This window comes from Dyella choica, assembly GCF_003977665.1.
Classification (GTDB): Bacteria; Pseudomonadota; Gammaproteobacteria; order Xanthomonadales; family Rhodanobacteraceae; genus Dyella_B; species Dyella_B choica.
In genome coordinates this window covers 55,329-81,498 of the sequence record NZ_RYYV01000006.1, presented here as the reverse complement: position 1 = coordinate 81,498, position 26,170 = coordinate 55,329, and the positions used below count along the sequence as shown (strand labels likewise).

Below are 26,170 nucleotides of genomic sequence, written 5' to 3'. Positions count from 1 at the left end.
CGTACTTAACCACCTCCGGCTCGATTTTTCGGCAACTTTTCTCCAGGCTAAAGCTGCGCCATCGGCAAGGCGGCGGTATCTCCTAGCCAGTTGCTGCGAGCTAGTGCGTTCTGCTGCCTTGCTTCTTCCGAATGCCCCAAGGCTTGCTGGCAGTCCGCCAGGATTCTCAGACTCTGGGGATCGCGCGGCCAGTGCGAGAGCGCCTCATCCACCTCCACCTTCGCAGCCATCGGATTTCCTTTCGCCAGCAAAGCGGCGGCAACACTTCGGCGTACGGGATACCACCAGGTCGGCGGATCGGTGAACGACCCCAGCTTCGTATCCTGGATATCGGCAGCTTTGCGATAGTCGGCTTCCGCGTCGCTCCACCGTTTTTCGATCATGGCTACGCGGCCCTCAAGAACCAGCCGGGCAATGTCGACCATCGTCTGGACTTGCTCGGCGGAGTCGCCGAATTTGGCTAGATCATCGTGACCGATCGCAAGGTTTTTTGCCTCCCGTTGAGCGCCGCGGGCATCGCCGTTTCGCGCATCGGCTTCTCCCCTCGCGTAATGCCACATGGCTAATGCGTACGGGAGCGCCTTGTCCGGCTGCGGCAAGGAAGCCATCATTTGCGGCGAAGCAAATCGCCCGAACACGAAATAGGCGGTCACGAATTCAAATTGATGGAGGAAGCTCGAAGCGTTAGGTGCCGCCAATTGCTGCAGCTGCGGTGCCGCCAGTGCGAGCCCTTCTTTCGCGTCGCCATCAATCAGTGTTGCGGCCTCGCCATACTGCACATTGTGGCCGTGATAAGGCAGCCCAAAGACACCGTCTTTCGGCTTCAGTCGCGCTACATTTTCACCATCGATTTTCACGGCTTTGAGGTTCGCGTTTTCCGCGTCGCGGTACTGTCCCACCCAGAAATAGGTATGCGACGGCATATGGATGAGATGGCTCGCCGCCGGTGCCAGTGCGGACAATTTGCCTGCATAAGGAAGCGCTTCCGCCGCTACCCCGTCCATCTCCGTGGCATGAATATAAAAATGGATGGCGGCGCTGTTGTCGGGCGACCGCTGCAGCACTTGTTCGAGAATCTGCACGGACCGATCCAGATGGTCGCGGCCATTCTCCTGCGCAGCAGGTATCATCCAGGCGTCAGCCGTCAGGACCGCGACCTCGTCGTCGGAAGGATAGGCGTCGTACACGGCATCCATGGCTTGCGCATACGCCGTGTCGCCGGGACCTTTGCCGCCACCTTGGTGATAGCGCTTTTGCAAAGCGGCAATCAAAGCCCGCTCCTTGGGCGGATTGTCTTTCGCAAGCGCAGCAGCATGATCGGCGAGGCTGGCTAGTTGCGCTTGCACCGATTCGTTGATCGTATAGTTGATCGTGGGCCCACGGGACCACGCCTCTCCCCATACGCACATGGCGCAATCGGGATCGAGTTGCTCAGCTCGTCGAAAAGCCGCGATTGCCGCCTTGTGAGCGAAGGCATGCGCGAGCTGCATACCATTGTTGAAGTAGGCCTGGGCTTCCGGGCTCGATGTTTTCACCGTGAAACCGCCCGTGCCATAGCCGTTCAAAAGAGCCGTGGCCGCCGGCACCGAGCTGAGGGGAGCCATGGCCATTTTATGGCCCACCGCCTTCATCGGCAGCGCCTGGGCACTAGGGATGTCTGCCAAGGCCCACGACGGCGCAAGAACGAAGAACCATGACGCGATCCAACTCGCTAACGTTAAGCCTGACGGTAGCGATCTGACGACCTTGGTAGACTGCATTTAACCCTCCAAGTGCGCTTGGCAAATTGAAGTTGAGTCGCAACGCCTGCTGATGAGGAGCGGCGCAAATGGCTAGCGTCGCTCGATAGGAGCGAAACCTTCGGTGCCGGGTGATGAGTCAGATTGACACGGCAACTTAGGTCGACATTTAGCTTCGAACCAGTGCTGGACGTCATGACCTGACCTCAGCGTCAGAGTGCTCATTTTTAAAGTCGAGTCGTTCGAGACTAGGGCTTTCAGTGCCAGCATCTAAACGGGCCGGAGACTGAGGTATCTCCACGTTTTTTAGACTGTATCCAGCAAAGATCGACACTAGCGACTCCATAGTGAGTTCAAGGCGAGATGGATGAGCCAACCGGATATGGCTCCCTCCCCTGTTTGCAGGGGAGGGTTGCACGAGCTTGCCGCCGTGTTTGAGGTGCACCGCGAGGTTGCCTGACCCCCTCCCAGCCTCCCCCTGCAAGCAGGGGGAGGAGCTTGCTTCAGGCACGGAATGAGCTGCGTGATTTCCCCCGGACAGCAGTGGGCCTGCGCCGGAGTGACGACTCACCTTGAAACGACCCAAACATGGCACTGGTTTTCTTGCGGCAACGACAGCCAAAAAACGCGGGGCTACCTCGGGGCCGGAGACGGTTAAGCGTACTTACCTGCTTCCGACCCAATTTCTACTAAGTGGCAGCGGGCCCGCTCTTTGCTGGAGGAGCCGACCATCGCTCCGCCCGTTCAAGGGATATGGCATTTACAAAACGATCGGGCACTTATGGCTGCTGCGGCGAGGATTGAGGTCGCAATCTCATAAGGAGACTGGCGAAGCCGGGTGGACGGCATTCGCGAGCGCGCGCAAGATGAAGTCTCGTTTCCCATTACGCGGCAGCGCCTGATGAGAGTCTTTCAGAACCTGTTTGACTATGGCGAGAAGGGTATCGTCGCCCTGACCACGTCCAACTCGATCTACGGGCCAGTCCCTGCAGCGGACTACGGCCAGGCCATGCTTTGGAAGGAGGGTAAGAGCGTGGACCTGTTCGAGCTTTGCACACGCCCGGTGGAAATGGCAGCGCAGAGAGAAGCGATGGCGGCACTGCGCAGCAGGCTCATGCGCGCTGCGGAACGTGTACACAAGCAGCTCGACTGGGCCGAAGCGCATATGTCGGAGCGCTATCGCGAACTCCCCTCTTATGCAAGGCAGATGGGCGGCGACTTATTGTTGCTCTTCTTCGTCGGCGCGATCACACCGCGAATTTGGCGGCTGATCGACGTTGCGCAGCGACGAGTCGTTTGGGAAAGCGATTCCGACGAGATCCGTTCGGCGTGCGGCATCGCCGGAACCAAGCCCGGCCAAGTATCGATGCTGTCGGATGTGCAGTTGCCGCTGGCGTCCGGCGCCGACCATCTGGTAGTTCAGCTCGGAATGACCCGGGTCGTGTTTGTGCTGGACGGCGAATCACTCGTTCCAGCCGAGTGGTCTGTAAAAAAGCGCGACGACTACACTGACAAGGCGGGCTCGAAGTCTAGCCTCATAGCGCGAATTGATTACGCGCAAAACGTCTTCGCCGCCCTCGACGCACGTACCGGGAAGACATCGAAGAGCTTTCCGGCGCCGAGTCGTTCAAAAAAACCGTCCAACTTCTACTCGGCGCCCGAGAGTGGCCGCATCGCCATTTCGCACCGCGGCGGCACGGTGGACATTGTCGATGGCTTTGGCGACAGCCATTTCACGATACGTCCCTTTTCGCAGGTTCCACGTACGGAAGCACTTCGCGTGCGGCTTGCCAATGACGGGGATTGGCTGAGCGCCTATGGCTGGGATGTTTTTCGCGCTGTGGATTTGACCAGGCGCGAGGTGGCGGAACTGCCTGCGCCACCGCCGAACCTGGAAGATGATCCGGAGCGTGTTCTCTACGATGGGGACATGCTCGCGACCCGTTACGGCGTCGCGTTCATGGACCAATCGGGTCTGTCGGTGATTCCACATTCGGATTTGTCTTGGCAGCCAGTCATCCAGCCTGGACGGGGAGCAAGCAAAAAATCCGGCGCTACCTACCAGCGGCATCTCGACCAGTGGCGCAAGCCGGCACTGACACTGAAGCCCGCGAAGAAAGGCAATTCGTGGCTGTACGGCTCGCCCGACTTGCCGGAATCCGAAGTGCCTTTGCGCGATGGCCGGCCGATGCAGCTACTGGCGCGCGTCGACCTCGAAGACGTCAAAGCGGCGCGGCCGGAGAACCCCTGGCCGAAGCACGGCGCATTGTATTTCTTCACCGCGGTCGATGCGGAAGGTGCGCCGCTGGAAGACGACCTGCGTAATTTGAACGCGACGCAGGTGCTGTGGTCGCCCGGCCCCTTCATCACGCCAGCGGATTCCGGCGAGCGGCTGGCCGTGAAGCGGCCGCTCAAGCTTGCCGCTCACAAGGCTGACATGCCGGATATTAGCGCCGTGATCGTCGATGCGGCCATGCTGAGCGACGCAGAACTGGAGGAATATCGAGATTGGCTGGAACAGCGCAACCTGGCCGACCAGCCGGCCGGGCATCGCCTGGGCGGCTATCCGACCATTCTGCAAAACAACGACCTGGAAGCGCAAGCCGCACGCTTCGCGGACGACGCGCACTACCCGCCACGCGACTCGGCGGAAAAAGCGGCGGCAAGTCGCTGGCGGCTCCTGCTACAACTCGATTCTGACGACGTATGCATTTGGGGTACGGACAGTGGAGTGCTGTATTTCCTGATCCACGAGGATGATCTCTCCCGGCAGAACTTTTCGCGCATCGTGTCGGTTTGCGAAGGTCTTTGAGTGCTGGCGTTTGGGAGGTGCCCCCTCCGATGAGGGAAAGGCAGGGTAAAATCCTCCTGGCGGGTGGAGCAGTCAGCGTGCGGGCTTGGACGCTAGGCCCAACTTTCCATGCGGCAATCGGATGCTGGGATTGCCATCCCAGCCTACGCGCTCAAGGCGTAGTGCAGTTCTTCGCCATTTGATACGCATTCTCCCCTAGCGCATAGGCATCGTCGGCAGCACGCTCTTCGCCCTGCCGCACCAGGTCAGGATTGGCCCCGATAGGCGTATGGGCGATGTCCACCTGCATTTGGAAGTACTTGATGTCGGCGTCCATGGATGCCAATTCGGCCCGTTGTGCTGACTTGGCACAATCGTCTTGCAATGACATGTCCGCGAGCTTCTGCCGTACCTGTTGCATATAGGGCAGTCGCCTTTCGATTTCCGAGACAGGTCCAAATCGATAACCCACATTACGCTCAGCGGTGCTCCACTCGATCCACTGCATCGCGAGATTGCCGGCATCGGTGCTGGTAGGTAAGCCATGCACTACCGGCCGCCGCGTATTGCTGGGTGTGTCGACCGTGCTCTGGTTTGATGCAACATCTTCAGGCACTGCAGCCTGCGCACTTTGATCTTCCATGACTCTGTTGTGATGGTGTCGCATGACAACCATGCCTAGCATCAGGGCGATGACCACCCCGACGCTGATCCAAAACCGATTTTCCACCTGGATTCCCCAATCCGCCGTTTGATGCTGCCGCAAATTGTCGCATAAATCGAAGGCGGACTCCGTTTCATTGAGGTATATGAAAGCGGGAGCCTGCCACTCCGCTCGTTGTTTCCAGGCCCAGCTGCCGTCTCTCTATGAGCGCAGCTTGTAGCCGCTATGGAATATCCAGCCAATAGCCGCGCCACATAGCAGAAGAAACGCCAAGGTCATGCCCGCGCTCAACATGACGTTGACATCGGACTGGCCGTAGAAGCTCCAGCGAAATCCACTGATCAGGTACACCACGGGATTGAACAGCGCCACCTTCTGCCAGAACGGTGGCAACATCCCAATGGAATAGAAGGCGCCGCCGAGGAAGGTCAGGGGCGTGACGATCATCAACGGGATCACCTGGAGTTTTTGAAAGTCGTCCGCCCATAACCCGATGATGAAACCGAACGAGCAGAAGGTAACGGCGGTCAAAAGCAAAAAGGCGATCATCCACACCGGGTGCAGGATGCTGTAAGGCACGAAGAAGCGCGCGGTCACAAGAATCAGCAAGCCCAGCATCACCGATTTGGTCGCCGCGGCCCCAACATAGCCCAGCACTGCCTCCAGCGGCGAAACCGGTGCGGAAAGCAGCTCGAAGATGGTGCCCGACCATTTGGGAAGGTAAATGCCGAACGAGGCGTTGGAGATGCTCTCGTTGAGCAGTGACAGCATGATCAGGCCTGGAATGATGAAGGCGCCATAGCTGGTGCCGCCGATATGCCCCATGCGCGACCCGATGGCCGTGCCGAACACGATGAAGTACAGCGAGGTCGACAACACCGGCGAGATGATGCTCTGCGTCAGCGTGCGGAACGTTCGGGCCATTTCGAAGCGGTAAATGGCGCGGATCGCGGGAATGTTCATGGCGCCTCCCGTACCAGGCTGACGAAAATGTCTTCGAGGGAACTTTCCAGGGTGTGCAGGTCTTTGAAGTCGACCCCTAGATCCCCCAGCTTGCGCAGCAACACCGTAATGCCGGTATCGTCGCTTTGGGCATCGAACGTATAAGTCAGCGTTGCGCCATCCCCGGCGAGCTCCAGGGCATGCCCGTCCAAGCCTTCGGGCAGCACCTGCATGGGCCTTTGCAGACTGATCACCAACTGTTTCTTGCCAAGCTTGCGCATCAGCACATGCTTGTCTTCCACCAGGATCAACTCGCCACGCGTGATGACGCCCACGCGATCGGCCATTTCTTCGGCTTCGTCGATATAGTGCGTGGTGAGGATCACGGTAACGCCGGATTCACGCAGCCGGCGCACCATCCGCCACATATCGTGCCGAAGCTCCACATCCACGCCGGCCGTGGGTTCGTCCAGGAACAGGATGCTGGGCTCGTGGGCCAGCGCCTTGGCGATCAGCACGCGGCGCTTCATGCCGCCGGACAAGGTCATGATCTTGGCGTCTTTCTTGTCCCACAGCGACAAATCCCGCAGCACTTTTTCGATGTGCTTGTCGTTGCGGGGGCGCCCGTACAAGCCTCGACTGAATCTCACCGATGCCCAGACGGTTTCGAACGCATCGGTGGACAGTTCCTGCGGGACCAGGCCGATCTTCGAGCGCGTGATCCGATAACCCCGCAAGACATCGTGGCCATCCGCCGTTACCGTGCCACCGCTGGGTTTGACGATGCCGCAGATGATGCTGATCAGCGTGGTCTTGCCCGCGCCGTTGGGCCCAAGCAACGCAAAGATTTCGCCACGTCGGATATCCAGATCGATCGACTTCAGAGCCTGGAAGCCGCCCTTGTAGGTCTTGCTGACACCGCGAACGGAGACGGCGTGCGGTGTCGGTGTGGCCTGCTCGTTCATGGCATCGCGGGTTCCCGATTCAAGGCGCTCCAGTTTACGCCCAGACTCGACCATAAAGCGCCTGCCTTGGCGTCGCTGACTCTGTACAGCCGAATTCGAAGCAGCAGACACTGATCTGGCCGGCTCTTTTCAATAGTGCACAATGGCGTCGATCACCGCAACGAGCTGATAGTCGCGCCTGCCCTTGTCATAGGCCGGCAAATCGTACGAATGGTCGTAACGAAGTTCGGGGCGAATCTCCAGGTCTTGGGACACCCAATGCGTCAGCCCAACGGTATGCTCGCTGTATCGCGTGGCATAGCCTGTACGCTGACCCTTTTCGTCGTTGTAGAACTCGTTGCGGAACGACACCATGTCCGCCCCGCTCAGCTCGAAGTTCATGTAGTTGACGATGCCGAACTCGCCGGCTTTACCAGAGTAAGGCGACGAACCGGCCACGCCCGGCGTTCCGCCGGGACCATAGCCGGGAATGCCACGTGCATACATCCAGTACGCCTCGGTAAGGATGTGAAAGTGCGGGCTGAAACGATGCCCCCACGTCGCCGCATACATCTGGAGGTTGTCGTAATGGTAGTCGTCCCGGTTGAAGCTGTTGATGCACGGGTAGAGCATGTCGTCGTCACTGACCGATACCCAGCGAACGCAGGCCTGGAGCGTAGGCCGCGCACTGCGATTCCATACAGCCGTATCGTCGCTGCCGTGGACACCCAGTTGCACCGTCCACTGCGCATTAAGGCGCGTCGTCGTCAACACGCCCATTTGCGTGTACGGGTCGGCCGTGTAGAGGATCGAATGCGTGACCAGATAATTGTTCGGGGAGAACTGCGCTTCGATATCCGGCAATGAAAGCCAACGCCCCACCCTCACCACCATGCCTTCGGCCACCCATGGCACATAGATGTCCGCATAAAACAACATGGGGTCGGCGCCATAGGTGCGCCCTGGAAGCGCTGCGTAGGCAGACGAATTATTCAGCAATTGGTTGCTGAACACGCCTTTCATCGTGGTGAAGTGGTAGTCGTAGCCATACAGCGCCGAGATGTCGAATCCCCAATCAAGGTGATCGGTTTGCACCGTGTCGACAATCCGCTGAATATTCAAGACCGCCTGATTCAACTCGACGCGGTTGGGGCGAACCTGGTACGCAAGAGGATAATTGGTGAAATGGGATGTACTTAGATTGGCCGCGGCATTGAGCCAGCCAAACATCTCGATACGATGCCGTTTCATCCATAGGCCAAACACGGTACAGCCCAGGGCTTTTTCAAGCGGGTACTGCGAGTTTTCATCGGGCGCGCCGATGGGATAGCTGACTCCCCCAAGCTGCCATTCGGCGGATGGGAACGCAGGTGAATCCAACGGTGTACCTAGCCCCCTTCGCGCAGGCGTCGGGGCATTCGGATCAGGCGGTTGCGCGTCTTCAACGTATGCGGCACCGAGTCGATGGAAAATGTTTCGGGAGCAATCGCCGCTCTTCTCGGGTGCAGGCGCGGCTTGCCCGTTAGCGCCCGCACTGGCCGATTCGAATATCCCGGTCAATGAAACCGGTGGCTCGTCAAACGCCTCCGCGCCCTGACTCAACATCGCACCCAGGCACACCAGCACTGCGGTCTGCACCACGTAACGCATGACCATCTCCGTCTCACGCATACACCGTTGAGGCTCATCCCGATGATGCCATACCGAACTTCGGGCTAGGAGCGCGGCGCTGCTTCGCGTCATCTGTGCAACGGCCACGATGAGCTTGTCCGGATTCCGTAGCCGATCTTTTCGGGGCAATCCAACTCAGGAGACAGATGTCGCCCTTGAACGACCTGCGCCCGGCTAACGGAAGCCTGGTCGTCAACGACCTATTGTTTCATGTGCAAGCAATGCTCCCTCCCCGAGCCGGAAGCGACATTGTCGAACCATGGCGATGCTACGCGTTTACTTCCCCACCGCAGCCCTCAGGGCGATCACGTCTGCTTTGGACAAGTCGCGCTCCCGTGGCAGCGTTGGGCTTGGCTGGAAGAGGTACGCCGTAGCAGCTCCATCCTTAGCCTCGAACAGATTCAAAGTGGTCTGTCGGCCATCCTGGGTTCGCATAACGACGGCCATGGCTACTGGCGCGGGAAGTGATGCCATCAATCCTCTCCAACCGGCGTTGTGCGCTTTCATCCAGCTCGACAGACTCGCCACTTCTTGCGGGCTCAATGTTCCACCGGAAATTTCAGGGCCGTAGATTGAGGCAGTCGCAATGTCCGGCATTTTTATGATGTGGTAGCAGCCAGCTAGGCCAAGCACTAGAGCAGCAACAATGACGATTCGCATGATGGCTTGCATGACGACCCATCCTCCACTGTCCGAAACGAATACGTTTGACTCAACTATAGGGTGTCAAACGCGAAGAGCTGAGAGGGAAGCAATCGGGCCGTTTACCCTGCTTGGCCTTCGGATCCCCATGGCGCCGGCTTAAATGAGGTGCCAGCTTCGCGTCGCAAGGAAGGCACAAATTTGGCCCGCCAAGGAAACCGGGAACGACCCAAGGAGTAACAAGATGAACACCGACGTTGCCACGAAACCACCTTTGGCTCCGCGAGAACGGAAGAAATAATACGGAAGCGCGATCAGGACTATGCCGGCGACGCACACGTTTAGCAGGTACGTACGTCTGTAGGATCGCTGGTCGGCGTCCAACCGGTACCAAAGAAAGGTAAGAAACGCGCTTATCGGAACCGATGCCAAGGCAATGGGAGGGGGTAGAGCATGCCTCTGGTGGAAGTACTGCACGATCGCCCCGCTTAGGAACGTGATTAAAGCCAATAGCCAAATCACCACGGTCTTTGGATTCATTCCGCGTCCTTCCAGTCAATCCAACCCGGAACCTGATGCCTTTTCCTTCTCATCCTGATCCAGCTCCCCTTTGTTTCCGGCTCTTCCAACTTATGCACCGGAACGCTTTGCCCTTTGTTGCAACTCCGCGCGACAGTCCACCAAATCACCGATCTGCAAGGGCGCCGCTTTCTCCAGCCACAGCATAGTCTGCTTTTTCGCTATGGGCGATACCACGGCTTTCCTGATACATGCTCGCTACGCAGTAAGCCGCAAACATCTCGCCTTACCTGGCCGCACGCAGCGACAGAAAGTCCACTCCGGGTTGCGGAAGTCCACGCTGCGAACATTAGCCAATGGGTGACAGATCATCCGGAAATTGCGAAGCCAACTCCCAATCGTCGTCGGCCACCGCTTTGGCGCTGCGTCGCCAAGCCCTGTTTAAATGCGCGTACACATGACCAAGATCTATACGAAAGGCGTCCTCGTCATAGTCCGGGGTCTGTTCGATGTCCTTAATCAGGTTTTCCAGATGCTCCAGGGCGTCTCCGAGTTCGTACATGAACGCGGCCCACTCAACCGGTTGAAGATTCCTATCGATCATTTGGCACCTGATTCATCACTCATCCTGCAATATGGCATTGTCAGCTTTGAAAGCGAGCACTTCGCAGTCAATTCGCTGATTAGTCTTCCGAATGATCGTAGATGTCGAGGCCGAGCTCGATCCCACGTTCACCTAAAGCAAGTAACTGTTCGGGTGAAATGGATAGCCCATTGTTTCCAGAGCTCATGAATAAGCCAACAAAGAGGTCAATTTGGCACGTTTCTCTGACCGTTGCCCAGGCGCGCATATCACCAGTCAACTTTCCCAGCAGTTCATCGATTTGTCCCGGTAGATCTTCCGGTTCCCGCTGCTCTGCTTGGAGGCGCCACATGCCGGTCTTCGCAATACGCACAACCCCAGTCTTCGGGTCAACAATATGCTCCCCCATACGTTGAGACACTGTCGGCTCGTAGCCAAGAAGGCGTGTCACTTCCTCGGGACGCAGGGAATTACCCATGACGCGGATCGTTGCTCGAGAATTTTTGAATAGCGCCACGCTTTACACCCCCTCCTCAATTTCGCCCCTATCTTGCAATAGGACAGGCTTAAGAATTTTTGACACCGTAGCCATACCTACATGCCTTGAGCCTTCCGCGATGGTAGGAGTGCGCCCCACCCAGAGCGAATGCGGATAACTCAATGGAGTAAGAAGCCAGACTTCGGCGCGAAGCCTTCTCGCCCGTAGCGACACCTTCGACACCTATGAATTCGTGATGTACCGATGTCCAGTAGCCTGGCTGAACGTCGTAGGTTAGTCGATATCCCGATAGCACATGATTGATGCCCCCTGACAACGAGGGCGACGTAAGGGCAAGCAGCACCTCGGCATCTGGATTTCTTTGGGGTCGGCTCGTGGTCGTTGATTCTCCTTGCAATAACGCCTATTGATCCCTGAACCCGATTGGTTCCACTTCGGAATGGGAAGCGGACATTTCACCTCACCAGCACAAGCCGCTACTTAGGGGCTTGCGATTGCCAAAGCTGCATCTTCTTCTTGTTATATATTTTTGCGTACCGCAACGCGTTTGCGTTTAGCTCATCCTCGTCTGGATGGCAAGGGATATCAGTGCCTTCAATGATCCTAAGACCATAGCCTGACGTGTCTGGCTTTGTCGCCAGACCAGGGACTATCAATCCTACGCCACTATGGATGCCAAGAAGCCGATGATCGCCTTTATCGCTGTCGCGAACAGCATCAAATTCCGCCCGCTGCAATTTCATCGCTCGCATTGCCAGAAGATCACTTGCTTGCGTGCAACTTACGGCATCCAACTTTTGAGTGCACGCTGCACAACAGAGAAACGGGAAAATAAAAAAAACCGCCGCGCCTTTCATGCAGATTCTCTCTTCTGTCTGATGTCAGCTTTGGGTTGCGGATTCAGCCAGTCGATATAACACACTAAAGACTGCGCGAGTAGCGGGGGTGTTGCAAGATGTCCCGACGATCAAAGATCTATTACAGCGATTCCCAGGGGGCATTGATGTGAAAACGTTGGCAGCGGAGTGGGTCGCTTCATAAGATTGCCAGCCTATTTGATCGGCACCATTCCTCGGTGCACCTAATTTTGGCTGAGACCGGCAGCATCCGCCCGACTACCGACACAACGCCGGCAACTGGGCCTCACTTGCGCAATCCGAGGAATTGGACGGACACTGCTGTTCGCCGGAACAACTCGCAATACGAGGGTCGGCAGCCGTGGCGAGGATCGAACCCATTGCGCAACCCAAATCAACGGGCCTGGTCCGTGACGTGCGGCGTTGGGACGCGGTCGCCGTGGCAGTTAACGGCATGATCGGCGCGGGGATCTTCGGCCTGCCCTCGACGGCCTATGCATTGATCGGTGTCTACAGCCTGCTCGCCTTGGCGCTCAGCGCCGTGCTGACCTGGCTGCTCGCACTTTGCTATGCAGAGGTGAGCAGCCGATTCAAACAAACCGGCGGGCCGTATCTGTATGCGAAGCGGGGACTTGGCCCGTTTCTCGGCCTCGAAGCGGGATGGCTCTACTGGCTTGCGCGAGTGCTGACCATTGCTTCGGTCTGCAACCTCCTCGCCGATTACCTTGGCTACTTCGTGCCTGGCGCGGCGACCGGCCTGCCACGCGCTGTCATCGTCTGCGCCGCGATTGCCATCATGACACTGACCAATCTTGCCGGTGTGCGAACCTCGACGACGGTGACGAACGTTTTTACAGTGGGGAAGTTGGTCCCGTTGCTGCTGTTCGCGTTGGTGGGGCTTTTCTTTCTCGACTTCGATCGGTTCGCCGTGCCCTCCCACGTCGAACCCACCTCATTCGGGAAAGCAATACTGTTGCTATTTTTCTCGTTCAGTGGCTTCGAGCGAGTGTCGATCATCGCTGGCGAAGCACGCGATCCGCGGCGAGACGTGCCGTTCGCTTTGCTCGCCAGCGTTGGCATAGTTGCTGTTGTCTATATCTTGATTCTTTTCGTCTGCATCGGCACGCTTCCGCACCTGGCGCAATCGACGCGCCCGCTGGCCGAGGCGAGTAGTTTGGTACTGGGCGGTACCGGCGCCGCAATCGTCGTGCTTGGTGCAATCGTATCGATAGCAGGTAACCTCAACGGCGCATTGCTCGTCGCTCCGCGTGTACTCTATGCGATGGCGGAGCAAAAGCAGCTGCCGTCGATGTTCGCTGCGACGCATTCGCGTCTTCGCACACCACATGTCGCCATCCTGTGCACTGCGCTGGCGTCCGGTGCGTTTACCCTAAATTCGTCGTTCGTTTCCGCGCTGACGTTTGCCTCGATGGCCTACCTGACCGCACACATCGCCACGGTGCTTAGCATGCTAATCATGCGACATAGTAAGGACGTGGATCCTGCGACGTTTACAGTGGGGCCTGGCGGCGTGGTGGTCGCGTGCGTGGCGCTCGCATTCTGCATTGGACTGATAGCGAGCAGCAGTGCTAGCGAGCTTCGCGATCTGGTTGTAGCAGCAGTGGTTGGGTTGGTCATCTATTTCGCGCACGTTTGGTCGCTGCAGCACGCGACCAAAAGCCCTTGACCTATCTTCATCCAACTATGCCGTCATTTGCCCGGAAGCTTTCGAGACTCGAACTATAGTCTCTGCTTTGATCGAGATCGAACGTTAGATTTGATTAGCCGATAAGGTAACCTGGCTCCGTTTCTTGAAATGATAGATGGCCGCCCCCCTAGATGCGGGGCGGCCGGGTTGCTTGCATCAAAGCGAGACTGGCGATGCGACCCTGTGTCAGTCTTCCAGCACGCCAAGATCGATGGAGTTCGCGATCGCCTGGTATCCCACGTCGTTGGGGTGCAGATGATCGCCGGAGTCGTACGCGGGCAGGATGGCGGTGGGATTGGACGGGTCGCGCACGACCTGGTCGAAGTCGAGCACGCCGTCGGCGCCATTGTCCGAACGCACGAAGGCGTTGACGGCCTCACGTTTCAATTCCCCTGCGGCGTCGTAATACGAGGCGCCGTTGTAGGGGGTTATCGTCGCCAGGTAGATCTTGATCCGCTTGGCTTTCGCCTGGGCGATGGTAGCCTGCATGGCCGCGATGATCTGATCGGCGGAAACGCTTTGCGTCGGATCGAGCTCGCCGATGCCGATATCGTTGATACCCAGCAGTATCATGACATGCGTCGCACCCGAAACGCCGGCAACATCATGGGCGAATCGCGTCACGCCGGCAGGGCCTACGCCGTCGTAGATCCAGCGGTTGCCGGCGATGGCAGCATTGACCACGCTTACACGGCCCAGGTCCTCGGCCTCGGTTTGTATGCGATTGTCGAGGTCGTTGGGCCAGCGGTGGTTGGCATCCGGGGTTGAGCCATATCCGTCAGTGATCGAATCACCGAATGCCACGATCACCTTGTAGGGATGCGCCGCCAGGTCGGTAACGGTGTCTTGTGGGTTGACGGTCGATGCATCGACCTCACTGAGCCAGAAGTACGTGGTCTTGGTGGTGGGGTTACTCATCGTCGCGGCACCTACCTGGTTACCTGGCGAGAGATAATTGGTCTGCATGCCGATCGTGTGGGTCGTAACCACGGGTGTGCTCAGCGGAATGTAGAGGCTGATTGCCAGGTCCGAATGCGTCGGAACCTGCAGACTGACCGGGTCGCTCCATCGTTCTTCGCCGGGCGCAAGCGTTACGGAGCTTGCGCCGCCGAATTGGAGCGTGTGATCGGTGGTGAGGTCGACGCCGCCGTTGCCCGTGCTGCGTGCAATGTGCGCCTCCCCGAAGGTGACGGGTGTAGTTCCGAAGAAGTTGGTCAGCTTGACGCGGATCAGGTTGCCGCCAAGCGATGTATGGACGATCTGGCGGACCGACTGGTTCGAGATGGTGAGCGGTGGAACGGGAATGCCGAGGAAGAGGATGTTGTAGTTCTGCGGCGCGGCGTACCAGGTTGCGAACCACGGTGGTTGATAACAGGACGCCGACAGCAGCATGACCAATGCCACGCCGGCGATGACTTTTCCGAATGACCAAAAGGCGCGGACGCCTCCCAGGGATACACGCTTGCTCATAACCATTCTCCTAGGTTGATTTGCACGTGTGTTGCTGAGCTTGGTTTTGCTTCGGGTCCCGCGCAAAAGATGTCCAGCCGTCCTGTCGGGCAGGCGGACATGTCATAAACGTTCTTGGTTGTTTGTGGGGAGTGGGCGTTCTAACGCCTGCCGTGTGGTGATTTCGTCGCGGAGGCGTTGCATTGCGTTATCGAGGGCGCTTCGCTTTCCATGCTGCCATGGAGATCACTTTTTAGAGCGCCGCCTCCCAAGAGTTAAGAGCCAATTGACCTGCCGGGGGCGACGTTTCTGGCCTTCTTTGGCTCTTTACTTAGTGATTGACCACAGATCACTTCGGCTCATGTATCACGCTTATGCAAATGTCGGCTCTTGAAGTCGAATGCAGCCCTGCCTTATTCCCAATGGCACGGGCTATTCATGCTGCCCCTCACCTTGGCGCAAAGGCGCTCCTCAGCGATGCCTGCTCTCCACCAAGCCCCACCCCAAAGCCAGCAATGACATCGCAGCTATCGCCAGCCACATGCCGATGGCGGACGTCGTTAGCTCTCCTGCCCGCCAGTCCTGCCAGCCGATATGCAGCAGCGGCACTCCAGCCAAGCAGAGCCAGCACGCCGCGGCCCCTATCAGCACGCCCAGCCATAGCGGCCATGAAGCGCGATGGCGACGAGCCGGCAAATGTTGCATCACCCGCTCGCTGAAGCCGTCGTCGGCAACCGACCCCTCGAATTGTCGGCGCAGCAGCGCTTCGATGCTGTCGTCGTGCGATTCGTTCATGATGCTTCCTCCGCGCTGGCATCGCGCCAGTCCGCCAGCCATGTCTTCAATTTTGCCTTGCCGCGCGTCGCATGGGTCTTCACGGTGCCGAGCGGCATCGCCAATACATAGGAAGCCTCTTCGTGGCTGAGTCCCAGTTGCACGCAATGTAGCAGCACCACCTGCTCAGCCGTGGACAACCTCTGCATGGCACGCTGCAGATCGAGCTGTAGATCAATCGCGCGCCTTGGCGCCTGCAACTGCTCCATCGCCTCGTCGTCGACACCAACGTGTCGCACGGGAGTTCGGCGCGCCTGCAGGAAGCAGGTATAGGCAATTCGGTACAACCAACTGGAAAACTGCGCCTCGCCACGGAACTGGTCCAGGTTCCGCCAGGCCAGCATGAAGGTTTCCTGCGCCAGGTCGTCCGCCGCGGCCGCGTCACCGTGCAACAGCCGGCGCAATTGCGCACGCACCATGCCTTGGTGCCGGCGAACCAACTGCTCGAATGCTCGGCGGTCGCCGTCCAGTCGTATGCGTGTTACCAGGGCCTGGTCGATGCGCGCCTCGGCGGCGCTGTCAGCCACGCACGTCCTCCCGCCGGTTCAACCACCAACTGGCGAGGTAACCCAAGCCAGTCATCAACGGCAACAAACCGATGCCCCACAGACGCGCGACGCCCAGGCCGTTGTCGAGTTGACCGGGCAGGGTCAGGAACATGGCCATCAGTCCCAGACCGACACCAATCAGCACCATCGCCCGTCGGCGTTCACAATAAGCCACCTGCGGCTCCAGCAGCAGCTGGGACGGCAGGTCTACGCCCTTGTCGGCCAGTTGCAACAGGGTGCGGTACCGCGCCTGCGTCTGCACGTAGCGGTAGCGCAGCACGGTCAGGACGATGAGGACGGGCGCCGACATCACAACAAGAGGGATGAGAACAAATTCCATGGTCGTGCTCCAGATCGTGTTTCGAGCCAACGGGCTTTGGTGACAGATGATGAGACAGCGCGCTTTGCGCTGCTCAGTTTTTCGCGCCTTCGACGGCAAGCAGATCGGCAATTTGCTCGGCGAGCAACCAGTGTTGCGACTCCCCTTCGTTGCTCGCCAGGGCCACGGCCGCGCCGGTTTCCCAGATCATTTCCAGGTTTGCCGTGGTGCCCGCGATGCCCCCTTGGTGGCCACGGACGTGGCGGCCATGCGAGAGGCGATCGCCGAATCCCGTCGCATAGCCGCCGGGGCCAGCCGGCACTTCGTCGTCGAACATTTTCGTCAGCGTCGCAGGCTTGACCAGCTTGCCTCCCTGCAGAGCCTTGGCGAACCGCAGCAGATCCGCGGTGGTGGAATAACCGCCGCCGGCGGGGCCGCTCTTGTAACCGATCTTCAGCCAGTCGGCTTTCCACGTGCGGGAGAACACCCCATCGTCGTGGTAGTAGCCCACGGCCAGCCCAGGAACTATCTCGTCCTCGCTGTCAAAGCCGCTGGACGCCATCTGTGCGGGCTCAAAGACGTGGTGCTGGATATAGTCGAAGTAACTTTCGCCGGACACGTTTTCGATGATGCGGCCGAGCAGCATGAAACCGGCGTTGCTGTAATTCATCTGCTTGCCCGGATCGCTTAGCAGCGGCTGGCGGGCAATGAGGCTCAGGTAGTCCACCGGATTGACGTAGCGTTCGGAGTGCTCGAAATATTCGGGCACGAGGAAATCGCCCAGGCCCGAAGTGTGATGCAGAAGTTCCCACACCGTGATCTTCTTCGTCGCCGCTTGGCCGGGATATTCCGGAATTAGCTTTGCCAGTGTGTCGTTCCACGACAGTTTGCCGGACTCGACCAGCTGCGCGATAGCGACTGCGGTGAACATCTTGTCCATCGAGCCGATGTGGAACTTCGTCTGGTGATCGATCGGCACATGGAAATTTCGTTCCGCCAAGCCACGGCATTCATCGAACACGGTCTCGCCACCATCCAAAACCGTTACACAGCCGGAGAAATCGGACGCGCGTACCAGTTTGTCCAGTACGGTGTGTATTTGTTTTCCCAGCTCTGCATGCGACACCGGCCCCTTGGGCCAGCTGTCAAAAAGCGGATTGTCCATCGGAACCAGCATCGCCTGCGCAAGCCGGTTCGGGTGGGCCGAGTCGGCGGTCAGCCAGAACAGGGCGGCCTGCCCGTGGCGACGTCCCTTGACGGCAACTTCGAGCAGCCCCGGCTGGTGCGGATCGGTACGCACATCGAACACGTCCAGGCCGCCGCTGTCGCGCGCCGCAGAGGCCAGGTCCGTGACAAACGCGGCCTTATCGTCGGAGGCCATGGACGCGGACAGGACACTGGGCGCCCATTGCGTGATCCGTGCAGGGCCGTCGTCATTGGCTTGACGGATCAGCTCGCCGGCGAGATGGCCCACCGGCGTATCGGGCAGCTGCGTTTGCTTGGACGTAGTGGCCATGGACGGAGCCGCGACGCAGAACATTGAGAGGGATGCGCACAGGGGAACGAATCGAAGCGCGCGGGTCGTGGCCCTGACGATGAAGGTACGGTCGATCATGGAGGATGCTCCCTGGGTCACCGGCGGACATGGCGGTATTGATCCCTTAGATGCAACGACTCCACGGATCGGATTCAGCCAAGTTGGTGGCAGAGCGAACCGCGCAGGCTCTCGGGATCTTGCCGAGGTGAACCTGCGGCGGATCAGCCTCTAAGCGCCCACACGCAGAAAGCAGACGTGCCGCTTCCGCTTCGCGATTGACCCGCTGCGGGCAGGCAGCCATATCTGAATTCACATATGCCCCGATCGCCAGCCCAGGAGGGTGCCAACCTAAGCATGGTGCGGGGTCGCAATAAATTTCGCTATCCAGACCCCTCCAATGGCGAGCAGGCACGAAACCGTTGCAATCGTGCTCGGCCCGGGCGCAACATATATGAAATTTAATTTCGCCAATGAACATAGCGAAGTCGCCGCCATGCCTGGGGCGGCCAACGGCCGGATAAGGGATGGGGTGTATGCCGATTTGGAAGAAGAGCAGTCAGCCAAGGGCCTGCGTCGTCGGCTCGCCGTTCGCCGCCACCCGCCCGCCCGCGACGTACGGTGGCCGCCGCTGGATTGGAATGCTTTGTGCGCTATGCAGCACGGCGGTTTTCGCCAGCAATCCGCCGCAAACTTTTGTGCCGCCGGATGCAGTTACGATCGAGCACCAGTGGGTGGATGCGAATCGTCCCTATGATGCCGCGCGTCAAACCATCCTTGCGCAGACGCATAAGGCGGCCTGGCAAGGCCCCCTGTCCCCGGATTGGAAGAGCCTTACCGCCTACCGCACGCCGGAATGGTATCGGGACGCCAAGTTCGGCATCTTCATCCACTGGGGCGTGTATTCCGTCGCCGCGTACAAGGGCGAGTGGTATCCGCGCCATGCGTATGAACGCACGGGCGAGTACGCCAACTATTATCAGCATCAGGTGAGCACGTATGGGCCGATGCCGAAGGTCGGCTACAAGGACCTGATTCCGCGCTTCAAGGCCGAGCAATTCGATCCGCAAGCGTGGGCGGCATTGTTCCATGCAGCCGGCGCGCGTTATGTGGTTCCCGTTGCCGAGCACCATGACGGCTTCGCCATGTACGACTCCAAGCTGTCCGACTGGACCGCCGTGAAAATGGGGCCTCATCGCGACGTGATCGGCGAGCTTGCCAAGGCCATTCGCGCGCAAGGCATGAAGCTTGGCTTGTCTTCCCATCGCGCGGAGCATGACTGGTTTTTCGAATACGGCCGCCGCTTCGATTCCGATGTGAACGACCCGAAATACGCCTCGCTGTACGGACCGGCGCATCCCACCGTGGGAGCCAAGGGCGCGGACGGCAAGGACGTGGATTGGACCCTCGTTTCGGATGCCTACCTCGACGATTGGCTCGCGCGCTCTTCCGAAATCGTCGCGGACTACCACCCGGACCTGATGTATTTCGATTGGTGGGTGGGTCAGCCGCGTTTTCGGGGTGCGCTTGCCGAGTTTGCGGCCTTCTACTACAACCAGGCGGCATCGCGTGGACAGGGTGTCGTGCTGAACTACAAGCTCGACAACATGATGCCAGGCAGCGGCACACTGAACATCGAGCGTGGGCAGGCCGCGGACATTCTTGCGCAGCCATGGCAGACCGAAACGTCCGTGAGCCCGGATTCCTGGGGTTATGCCGAGGGCGATACGTACAAGTCGCCCGACGAGATCGTCCATTTGCTGGCCGATGTGGTGAGCAAGAACGGCAACTTGCTACTGAATGTCGGTCCCAAGGCCGACGGCACCCTTCCCGCCGAGGCAAAAACCATCCTGTTGGCGATCGGCCAATGGCTGCAGCAAAATGGCGAAGCGATTTACGGCTCACGGCCGTGGCAGCGTTTCGGCGAAGGCCCCACCCAGGTCGCCGCCGGCACCATGCAGGACACCAAGACCAAGCCGTTTACCGCCGAAGACTTTCGCTTTACCACCCACCTCGGCCACCTCTATGCCATCGAGATGGAGTGGCCTGCAACAGGCCAGGCACTGATTCATGCCATCACGCCTGTCATGCCGGTTCGAAAGGTAACGCTGCTGGCCACGGGCGCATCGATCGGATTCCACCAGCAAGCCGATGGCTTACATCTTCAATTGCCCGCCCGTCCCGAAGGCCTGCACACCTATGTCTATCGCATCGATTTGGCGGGAAGCGAAAAGAATGACACCAAGCAACCATCGCCATGAGCGCGTGATCGGATCATCAACGGTGCGAAGATATCGGGCTTGGGTCGAAAGCTGACTTATCCTTGGCAGCCTTCGAACGCGAAACCCACCACGCCGCCCTACGGTAATTCGCCAGGCTCATACCGATACGCCTGGGAATTCCATCGCGCCGCGATGATCATGTTGTAGCCGTAAACCAGGCGCACGACGATAGGGACTCGTTGGGATTTTTCCGGATAAGCCGTTCGAATGATGCGGGCGGCAGCCTTGGCGACATCCGGATCCGATGTCATGGGGGCGTCGAGCGTCAGCTCGGCTTGAAGATAGCCGATGGTTCGATTTCCGGTGTTGGAATAAACGACGGTCTCGCCTTCCATAAAACCGGCGTTGCGCACATGCGGTTGTTGCTGGAGTCGCTGCTGTACTTCCAGTATCGGTTGAAAGCTTGGGTGCCGCGTGATGATGGTAGCCAACGATGGCATAACGAGCGCGAAGAGCGCGATCAGTCCGACAACCAGCAGGTGTCCACGCCACAGGGTAACCGACGGTATCCGCAGACCGGGCGGATTAACGTTTACGACATACGTTCCCACTATCAAATCGTGCAAGGACTGCCGTGTTCGCCGGTTAAACAGATACAAATAGAAAATGCTGAGCATGCCTCCGAACAGAATGATCGAGATCAGCGTTTCGATGGATAGGGCAGTTACCCCGAAATCCACGGGCAGGTAATTTAAAAAGAAGGGAAGCCCGAGCACGGTGTAGCGAAGCAGCGAGCGCGGCAACGAGAGACACAAACCACGGCCATCGACAACTCGCAAGCCCAGCCAGCGCTTGGCCAGGGTCTGGCCATTGCCGATACGGCTATGAAGTATCCCGAAATACGAGACGGCGATAACGAAGCCGACAATGCGCGCATACACGCCAAGCCTGGCAAGCGTGTCGAATAAAAAGATGCCCAACACGTAACCGACTGCGCCAACGATTAACAGGTCGATAAATAGGGCGCCTAAGCGCGGCCAGAATTTGGCAATCGTCAGCGTCGGCAGCTCGTTGAGCTGCCCGTTCTCCTGCAATGCGTCCATGTGCCCTCCCCTTGGTAAAAGGGATTCTGCCGGAAAACCTTCGTGATCGGGAGGGATAGCCAATCTTGCCTTGCTGCCAGTGTCCGCTTTTGGGTCGGAAGCGCATCGGCGCGTTCGGCAGATCGTGCTGGTTGTTGCTGTAGTTGCAATGATGTATCTGGCGCCCGGCTTATAACCCGAGGTCGCTCAGGCCAGCGTGGTCATCCGGCCGCCGGCCCTGCGGCCAGTGGAAACGTCGATCCGCTTCGCGCAAAGGCGCATCATTGATGCAGGCGTAACGCTTGCGCATGAGGCCGTCCTCGCCGAACTCCCAGTTCTCGTTCCCGTAGGAGCGGAACCAGTTGCCGCTGTCGTCGTGCCACTCGTAAGCGAAGCGCACGGCGATACAGTTTTCGCGGAACGCCCACAGCTCCTTGATGAGCCGATGATCCATTTCGCGCTGCCATTTTCGGCTCAGGAACGCGATGATGGCTACGCGGCCGGTTACGAATTCGGCGCGATTGCGCCACTGACTATCGACCGTGTACGCCAGCGCTACCTTCTCGGGGTTGCGACTGTTCCACCCGTCCTCCGCAAGACGCACTTTCTCAACGGCAGTCTCTAGCGTAAACGGCGGCACAGGCGGTCTTGCGGTGTCCATCATATTTCTCCAGGGGCTTCGAGCCGGGCGCGCAGGGCGATGTTTTCCGACTCCAGTTGGGCAAGGCGCTTCCGCAACGGGTGGATCACCGCAGCGATCTCCGATTCGGTAAAGCGCGGGGTGATGTGTTGCTGACAGTTCCAGTCGAAGCTCTTCAGTCGCAGCCGGAAGATCCGCTCAAGCTTCGCTTTGTAAGCGACGTCCGTGACCAGCTCGGTCAGTGCGGAATCGGCGTCGAGCGCCAACTTCTCGACGTGGGCGTAGATCTTCAATCGCGCCCGCCGCGGATAGTCCATCAGGAACAGGCACGCGCGATCGTTGGCGGCGAAATTACCTGCGCTGATGTATTGCCGGTTTCCACGGTAGTCGGCGAACGCCAGGGTCCGGTCGTCGACAAGCTTGAGGAAGCCGCGTGGACCGCCGCGATGTTGGACGTAGGGCCAACCGGTCTCTGAAACCGATGCGATATAGAAGCTGTCCCGGTCCGCGATGAAGGCGGCTTCGTCCTCGGTGAACCGATCGAATTCCCGGTGGCCCTTGAAATCCGCCCAGAAGCGATCGGCCCCCATCTCGGCCTGCACGGCACGGACGCTCGGCGTCATCGCAATATCCAGGAATCCATACGACATGGCCACTCTCCCACGGGGAAGCCGGGCCGGGGCGCCATCGCGCCCTCGGCCCAGGTCCATCAAGCGGCATCCTTGGCCAGCACGACCGGGAAATCGATGTCGGTCTTGGCGACTTCGTTGAGGTAATTGGTGAAGGTGTTCTCGGCGACCATGGCGACGATCTCCACGATCTGCGCATCACTGAATCCCGCGGCGCGCACGGCAGCGATATCCGCTTCTTCGACATGACCACGCTGCGAAGCTACCTTCGACGCGAAGCCCACCGCCGCATTGGCTTTGTCGTCCTTCGATGCGCCCTGGCGATTGAGCGCGATTTCTTCGGGGCTGAGCTTGGGCAGGTTCAGACCCAGATAGCTGTGCGCCGACAGGCAGTAATCGCAGCCGTTCACTTGCGCGACGGTCAGCGCGATACGCTCGCGCGTCTTGACGTCCAGCGTCTTGGACAAGGCCCCTTGAAAGCTGGTGAACGCACCCAGGGCGGCCGGACTGGTCCCGATCAGGCGGAACAGGTTGGGCACAACGCCCAGTTGTTTGTGCACGGCATCCAGGATCGGCTTGGACGCTGCCGGAGCCGCATCAACGGTGGGGATGGGAAAGCGAGACATGGCGAACTCCTCAGTTTGACGGCCCGCGTGGCCTTGACTGGGAGGCATGTTGCGCTTTTCCATTCGATAAGATAATCAGACAGTATCGGGAATATCCCTTGCAAAATCTGGAATAATCCGTGGACCGCCTCGAAGCCATGTCGATGCTGGTAGCCATCGCCGATCACGGCAGTTTTTCCGCGGCGGCAAGGGCTCTGCGGGTTCCCCTGGCCACGCTCAGCCGCAAGATTTCCGACCTTGAAGCGCACTTGGGTACTCGGCTACTCGTCCGCACGACCCGCAAACTTACGTTGACTGACGCGGGGGCTAACTACGTAACGGCGGCGCGGCGCATCCTTGAGGAGGTGGAGGGCGCGGAGCGCGAGGCGACGGGCGAATTCACCACGCCCAAAGGCGAACTGGTCGTGACCGCGCCGGTCTTCTTCGGTCGTCTGCATGTCTTGCCGGTGGTGATCGACTTCCTTGCCCTCTATCCGCAGATCAACCTTCGCCTGATCCTGACGGATCGCAATGTCGATCTGATCGAAGACCAAGTGGACATGGCCGTACGCATCGGCAAGCTGCCGGACAGCTCCATGGTGGCCACCCAGGTGGGCTCGATGAGGACGGTGACCTGCGCCAGCCCAAAACTCCTCGCCGGTCACGGCGTCCCCAAGCAGCCGGACGACCTCTTGAAGTATCCCTGTGTGGCTGTCATCACGCCTATGCCGGTACCGTCCTGGCGCTTCCGTATGCCAAGGTCACAGGCCATGCATGATGTTCCGATTCTTCCGCGACTCGCCGTAACGACACCGGAAGCAGCGGTGCAGGCAGCGATCCGCGGTGTGGGTGTCGCTCGCCTGTTGCAATATCAGGTGGCCGACGCGGTGCAGGATGGCACTCTGCAAATCGTTCTTCAGCACTATGAGCCGGAGCCCGTACCCGTCAACCTGCTGCATGCCTTGCGTGGCCAAATGCCACTCAAGATGCGCAGCTTTATCGATTTTGCCGCACCGCGCTTGCGAGAGAGCCTGGGACTGGACGCCTCCGCGTAGGCCGCCCGAAAGAGTTGCCTTGACGCGGCTGGCAGTCGGACGCGGGCATTGGCTATCTTAGGGAGGTACACGAATCACCGCCCGGAAAGCCAGACAGGGATCGGGCGAACAGTCGGCCTGTTTCAGGGATGCAACCATGACCGCGACCGGTATTCCAGTTCAACGCACCATGCCACGGCGCCCGGGGAGTGCTATGCCGGTGCTCGTCATTGCCGCGCTCTTCGGCACAGCCCACATGTTGACCAACGGGCAATACGGCTTTCATCGCGACGAATGGCAATTCCTGAGCGATGCGCAGCATCTGGATTGGGGCTTTGTGCCTTATCCTCCCTTGACCGCGGCACTGGAGCACCTGGGCCTCGGGATGTTCGGCTTGTCACTCGTCGGGCTGCGACTGTTTTCAGTGCTCGCGCAGGTCCTGGTGATACTTGCCGGCGGCCTTATGGCTCGCGACCTGGGGGGCGGGCGACTGGCGCAGACCCTTGCGGCCATCGCAGTTGCGCTGTCGCCATTGCCGATGTTCGAGGCGACCGAATTCCAGTATTCCTCCTTCGATCTGTTGTGGTGGGTGCTTATCGCCTGGTGTGTGATTCGCCTGCTGCGTGACGATGAGCCGCGCTGGTGGTTGGCGATCGGCCTGCTTGCCGGCCTTGGTCTTGAGACCAAATATTCGATCGCATTCGAGCTCGCCGGCGTACTGGTGGGGGCGTTGCTCACCGACGCACGGCGATATGTCGCCAATGGCTGGTTCTGGGCCGGTGGTGCAGTCGCGCTACTTATCTTCGCCCCCAACCTCGCCTGGCTCATCCGGCACGACTTCGTTTCCTACCATTTCCTGCAGAGCATCCATGCGCGCGACGTACATCAGGGGCGTGCGGATGGCTTCCTGCGCGATCAGTTCCTGTTGAATGCCAACCTGTTCGCCGCGCCTGTGTGGCTGGCGGGGTTGTTCGCCTATTTCAAGAACCGCCGCTATCGCATGCTTGCCTGGATGTATGTGGTGCCGCTGCTGCTGTTCCTGTTTGCCAAGGGGCGCGGCTATTACACCTGCGGCGCTTACCCTATGCTTTTGGCCATGGGATCCGTGGTGGGCGAGCAATGGTTGCGCAGCTTGCGTCCCGCATGGCGTGTTGGGATAGCCACCCTGGTATTTGCCGGTGTCTTCGCCATCGGCTTCTATGCAACGCTTCGCATCGTACCCATCGCGTCAAGCGGTCCGTTGCGGGATTTCGTGCTCCAAAACAACGGCGATCTCCGCGAAGAAATCGGCTGGAACGAACTCGTCGCGCAAGTGGCCGCCATCCGTGACGCCTTGCCTGCCGAACAACAAGCCAACCTTCGCATCGCCGTGGGCAACTATGGCGAATACGGCGCTATCGCCTTGCTCGGCCAGCAGTATCACCTGCCTGCACCCATCACCACTGTCAACTCAGGGTGGCTGCGCGGCTATCCACAAACGCCACCCACCACCTATATCGTGCTGGGAAATTCGCACGAGGCCGCCGACGAGCTTTTCACCGACTGCCGCCTTGCCGGCCACACGGCCAACGCTTTGGGTGTGGTCAATGAGGAAAGCCAGTATCACCCCGATATCTTTGTGTGCGGCCCTACGCGCAAGTCATTGAGCGAGCTCTGGAAGCACGGCCCGGATTTTGGGTGAGTGGTTGCACGAACTGGCGGATGCCCCGAAGGGA

The 26,170-nt window shown here is 59.2% G+C and carries 23 protein-coding genes; 5 read left to right on the top strand and 18 right to left on the bottom strand.

Annotated features, from left to right (window positions below; all coding sequences use genetic code 11):
• Window positions 1–47: 47 nt before the first annotated feature.
• Complete coding sequence (locus EKH80_RS09610) at window positions 48–1,760, bottom strand: hypothetical protein (RefSeq protein WP_230473578.1); 1,713 nt, start codon at window positions 1,758–1,760, stop codon at window positions 48–50.
• An 817-nt stretch (window positions 1,761–2,577) separates the two neighbouring features.
• Here EKH80_RS09610 and EKH80_RS09605 point away from each other — a divergent pair.
• A complete protein-coding gene (locus EKH80_RS09605; protein WP_126684535.1) occupies window positions 2,578–4,551 on the top strand; it encodes a YwqG family protein in 1,974 nt (657 codons plus the stop codon).
• 151 nt (window positions 4,552–4,702) lie between these two features.
• On the opposite strand, the gene EKH80_RS09600 is transcribed toward EKH80_RS09605, so the two are convergent.
• The 8 genes from EKH80_RS09600 to EKH80_RS09565 form a co-directional block, all read right to left on the bottom strand.
• A complete protein-coding gene (locus tag EKH80_RS09600) occupies window positions 4,703–5,230 on the bottom strand; it encodes a hypothetical protein (protein WP_126684534.1) in 528 nt (175 codons plus the stop codon).
• Window positions 5,231–5,395: 165 nt separating this feature from the next.
• A complete protein-coding gene (locus EKH80_RS09595; protein WP_126684533.1) occupies window positions 5,396–6,157 on the bottom strand; it encodes an ABC transporter permease in 762 nt (253 codons plus the stop codon).
• Complete coding sequence (locus EKH80_RS09590; protein WP_230473576.1) at window positions 6,154–7,101, bottom strand: ABC transporter ATP-binding protein; 948 nt, start codon at window positions 7,099–7,101, stop codon at window positions 6,154–6,156. Before EKH80_RS09590 ends, EKH80_RS09595 begins: the two co-directional genes overlap by 4 nt.
• Window positions 7,102–7,230: 129 nt before the next feature.
• Window positions 7,231–8,730, bottom strand: a complete 1,500-nt coding sequence (locus EKH80_RS09585; RefSeq protein ID WP_230473574.1) for an outer membrane beta-barrel protein — start codon at window positions 8,728–8,730, stop codon at window positions 7,231–7,233.
• Between the two features lie 297 nt (window positions 8,731–9,027).
• The gene (locus EKH80_RS09580; protein WP_126684531.1) at window positions 9,028–9,423 is read right to left on the bottom strand and encodes a hypothetical protein; all 396 of its coding nucleotides are present in this window, start codon (window positions 9,421–9,423) and stop codon (window positions 9,028–9,030) included.
• 838 nt (window positions 9,424–10,261) lie between these two features.
• Window positions 10,262–10,516: a hypothetical protein gene (locus tag EKH80_RS09575; protein WP_126684530.1), complete on the bottom strand. Its 255-nt coding sequence runs from the start codon at window positions 10,514–10,516 to the stop codon at window positions 10,262–10,264.
• Window positions 10,517–10,595: 79 nt separating this feature from the next.
• Window positions 10,596–11,012 (bottom strand): DUF4279 domain-containing protein, encoded by a 417-nt coding sequence (locus EKH80_RS09570; protein ID WP_126684529.1) that lies wholly within the window; start codon window positions 11,010–11,012, stop codon window positions 10,596–10,598.
• A gap of 458 nt (window positions 11,013–11,470) precedes the next feature.
• Complete coding sequence (locus tag EKH80_RS09565) at window positions 11,471–11,851, bottom strand: hypothetical protein (protein WP_126684528.1); 381 nt, start codon at window positions 11,849–11,851, stop codon at window positions 11,471–11,473.
• A gap of 361 nt (window positions 11,852–12,212) precedes the next feature.
• Between EKH80_RS09565 and EKH80_RS09560 the strand changes: the two genes are divergently transcribed.
• On the top strand, window positions 12,213–13,538 hold the full coding sequence (locus tag EKH80_RS09560) for an APC family permease (RefSeq protein WP_126684527.1): 1,326 nt from the start codon (window positions 12,213–12,215) through the stop codon (window positions 13,536–13,538).
• Window positions 13,539–13,745: 207 nt separating this feature from the next.
• On the opposite strand, the gene EKH80_RS09555 is transcribed toward EKH80_RS09560, so the two are convergent.
• The 5 genes from EKH80_RS09555 to EKH80_RS09535 form a co-directional block, all read right to left on the bottom strand.
• Complete coding sequence (locus tag EKH80_RS09555) at window positions 13,746–15,029, bottom strand: SGNH/GDSL hydrolase family protein (protein WP_158628800.1); 1,284 nt, start codon at window positions 15,027–15,029, stop codon at window positions 13,746–13,748.
• 450 nt (window positions 15,030–15,479) lie between these two features.
• The gene (locus tag EKH80_RS09550; protein WP_158628799.1) at window positions 15,480–15,803 is read right to left on the bottom strand and encodes a DUF5056 domain-containing protein; all 324 of its coding nucleotides are present in this window, start codon (window positions 15,801–15,803) and stop codon (window positions 15,480–15,482) included.
• The gene (locus EKH80_RS09545) at window positions 15,800–16,369 is read right to left on the bottom strand and encodes an RNA polymerase sigma factor (protein WP_126684524.1); all 570 of its coding nucleotides are present in this window, start codon (window positions 16,367–16,369) and stop codon (window positions 15,800–15,802) included. Before EKH80_RS09545 ends, EKH80_RS09550 begins: the two co-directional genes overlap by 4 nt.
• Entirely contained in the window at window positions 16,362–16,730 is a 369-nt protein-coding gene (locus EKH80_RS09540; protein ID WP_126684523.1) for a DUF6249 domain-containing protein, read from the bottom strand. The genes EKH80_RS09545 and EKH80_RS09540 overlap by 8 nt, the downstream gene beginning before the upstream one ends.
• A gap of 73 nt (window positions 16,731–16,803) precedes the next feature.
• Window positions 16,804–18,225, bottom strand: coding sequence for a serine hydrolase domain-containing protein (locus EKH80_RS09535; protein ID WP_126684522.1), 1,422 nt, complete (start codon window positions 18,223–18,225; stop codon window positions 16,804–16,806).
• A 659-nt stretch (window positions 18,226–18,884) separates the two neighbouring features.
• Here EKH80_RS09535 and EKH80_RS09530 point away from each other — a divergent pair.
• Window positions 18,885–20,504 carry an alpha-L-fucosidase gene (locus EKH80_RS09530; RefSeq protein WP_126684748.1) on the top strand — a complete coding sequence of 540 codons (1,620 nt, stop codon included), beginning with the start codon at window positions 18,885–18,887 and terminating at the stop codon, window positions 20,502–20,504.
• Between the two features lie 98 nt (window positions 20,505–20,602).
• Here EKH80_RS09530 and EKH80_RS09525 read toward each other — a convergent pair whose 3' ends face one another.
• The 4 genes from EKH80_RS09525 to EKH80_RS09510 all read right to left on the bottom strand — a co-directional run bounded on the left by EKH80_RS09525 (window position 20,603) and on the right by EKH80_RS09510 (window position 23,442).
• Window positions 20,603–21,568: an RDD family protein gene (locus EKH80_RS09525; RefSeq protein ID WP_126684521.1), complete on the bottom strand. Its 966-nt coding sequence runs from the start codon at window positions 21,566–21,568 to the stop codon at window positions 20,603–20,605.
• Window positions 21,569–21,737: 169 nt separating this feature from the next.
• Window positions 21,738–22,211: a nuclear transport factor 2 family protein gene (locus tag EKH80_RS09520; RefSeq protein ID WP_126684520.1), complete on the bottom strand. Its 474-nt coding sequence runs from the start codon at window positions 22,209–22,211 to the stop codon at window positions 21,738–21,740.
• A complete protein-coding gene (locus EKH80_RS09515) occupies window positions 22,208–22,837 on the bottom strand; it encodes a pyridoxamine 5'-phosphate oxidase family protein (protein ID WP_126684519.1) in 630 nt (209 codons plus the stop codon). Before EKH80_RS09515 ends, EKH80_RS09520 begins: the two co-directional genes overlap by 4 nt.
• A 59-nt stretch (window positions 22,838–22,896) precedes the next feature.
• A complete protein-coding gene (locus EKH80_RS09510; RefSeq protein WP_126684518.1) occupies window positions 22,897–23,442 on the bottom strand; it encodes a carboxymuconolactone decarboxylase family protein in 546 nt (181 codons plus the stop codon).
• 119 nt (window positions 23,443–23,561) lie between these two features.
• Between EKH80_RS09510 and EKH80_RS09505 the strand changes: the two genes are divergently transcribed.
• Window positions 23,562–24,476, top strand: coding sequence for a LysR family transcriptional regulator (locus EKH80_RS09505; RefSeq protein ID WP_126684517.1), 915 nt, complete (start codon window positions 23,562–23,564; stop codon window positions 24,474–24,476).
• A gap of 193 nt (window positions 24,477–24,669) precedes the next feature.
• Window positions 24,670–26,136: a glycosyltransferase family 39 protein gene (locus EKH80_RS09500; protein WP_230473573.1), complete on the top strand. Its 1,467-nt coding sequence runs from the start codon at window positions 24,670–24,672 to the stop codon at window positions 26,134–26,136.
• Window positions 26,137–26,170: the final 34 nt, after the last annotated feature.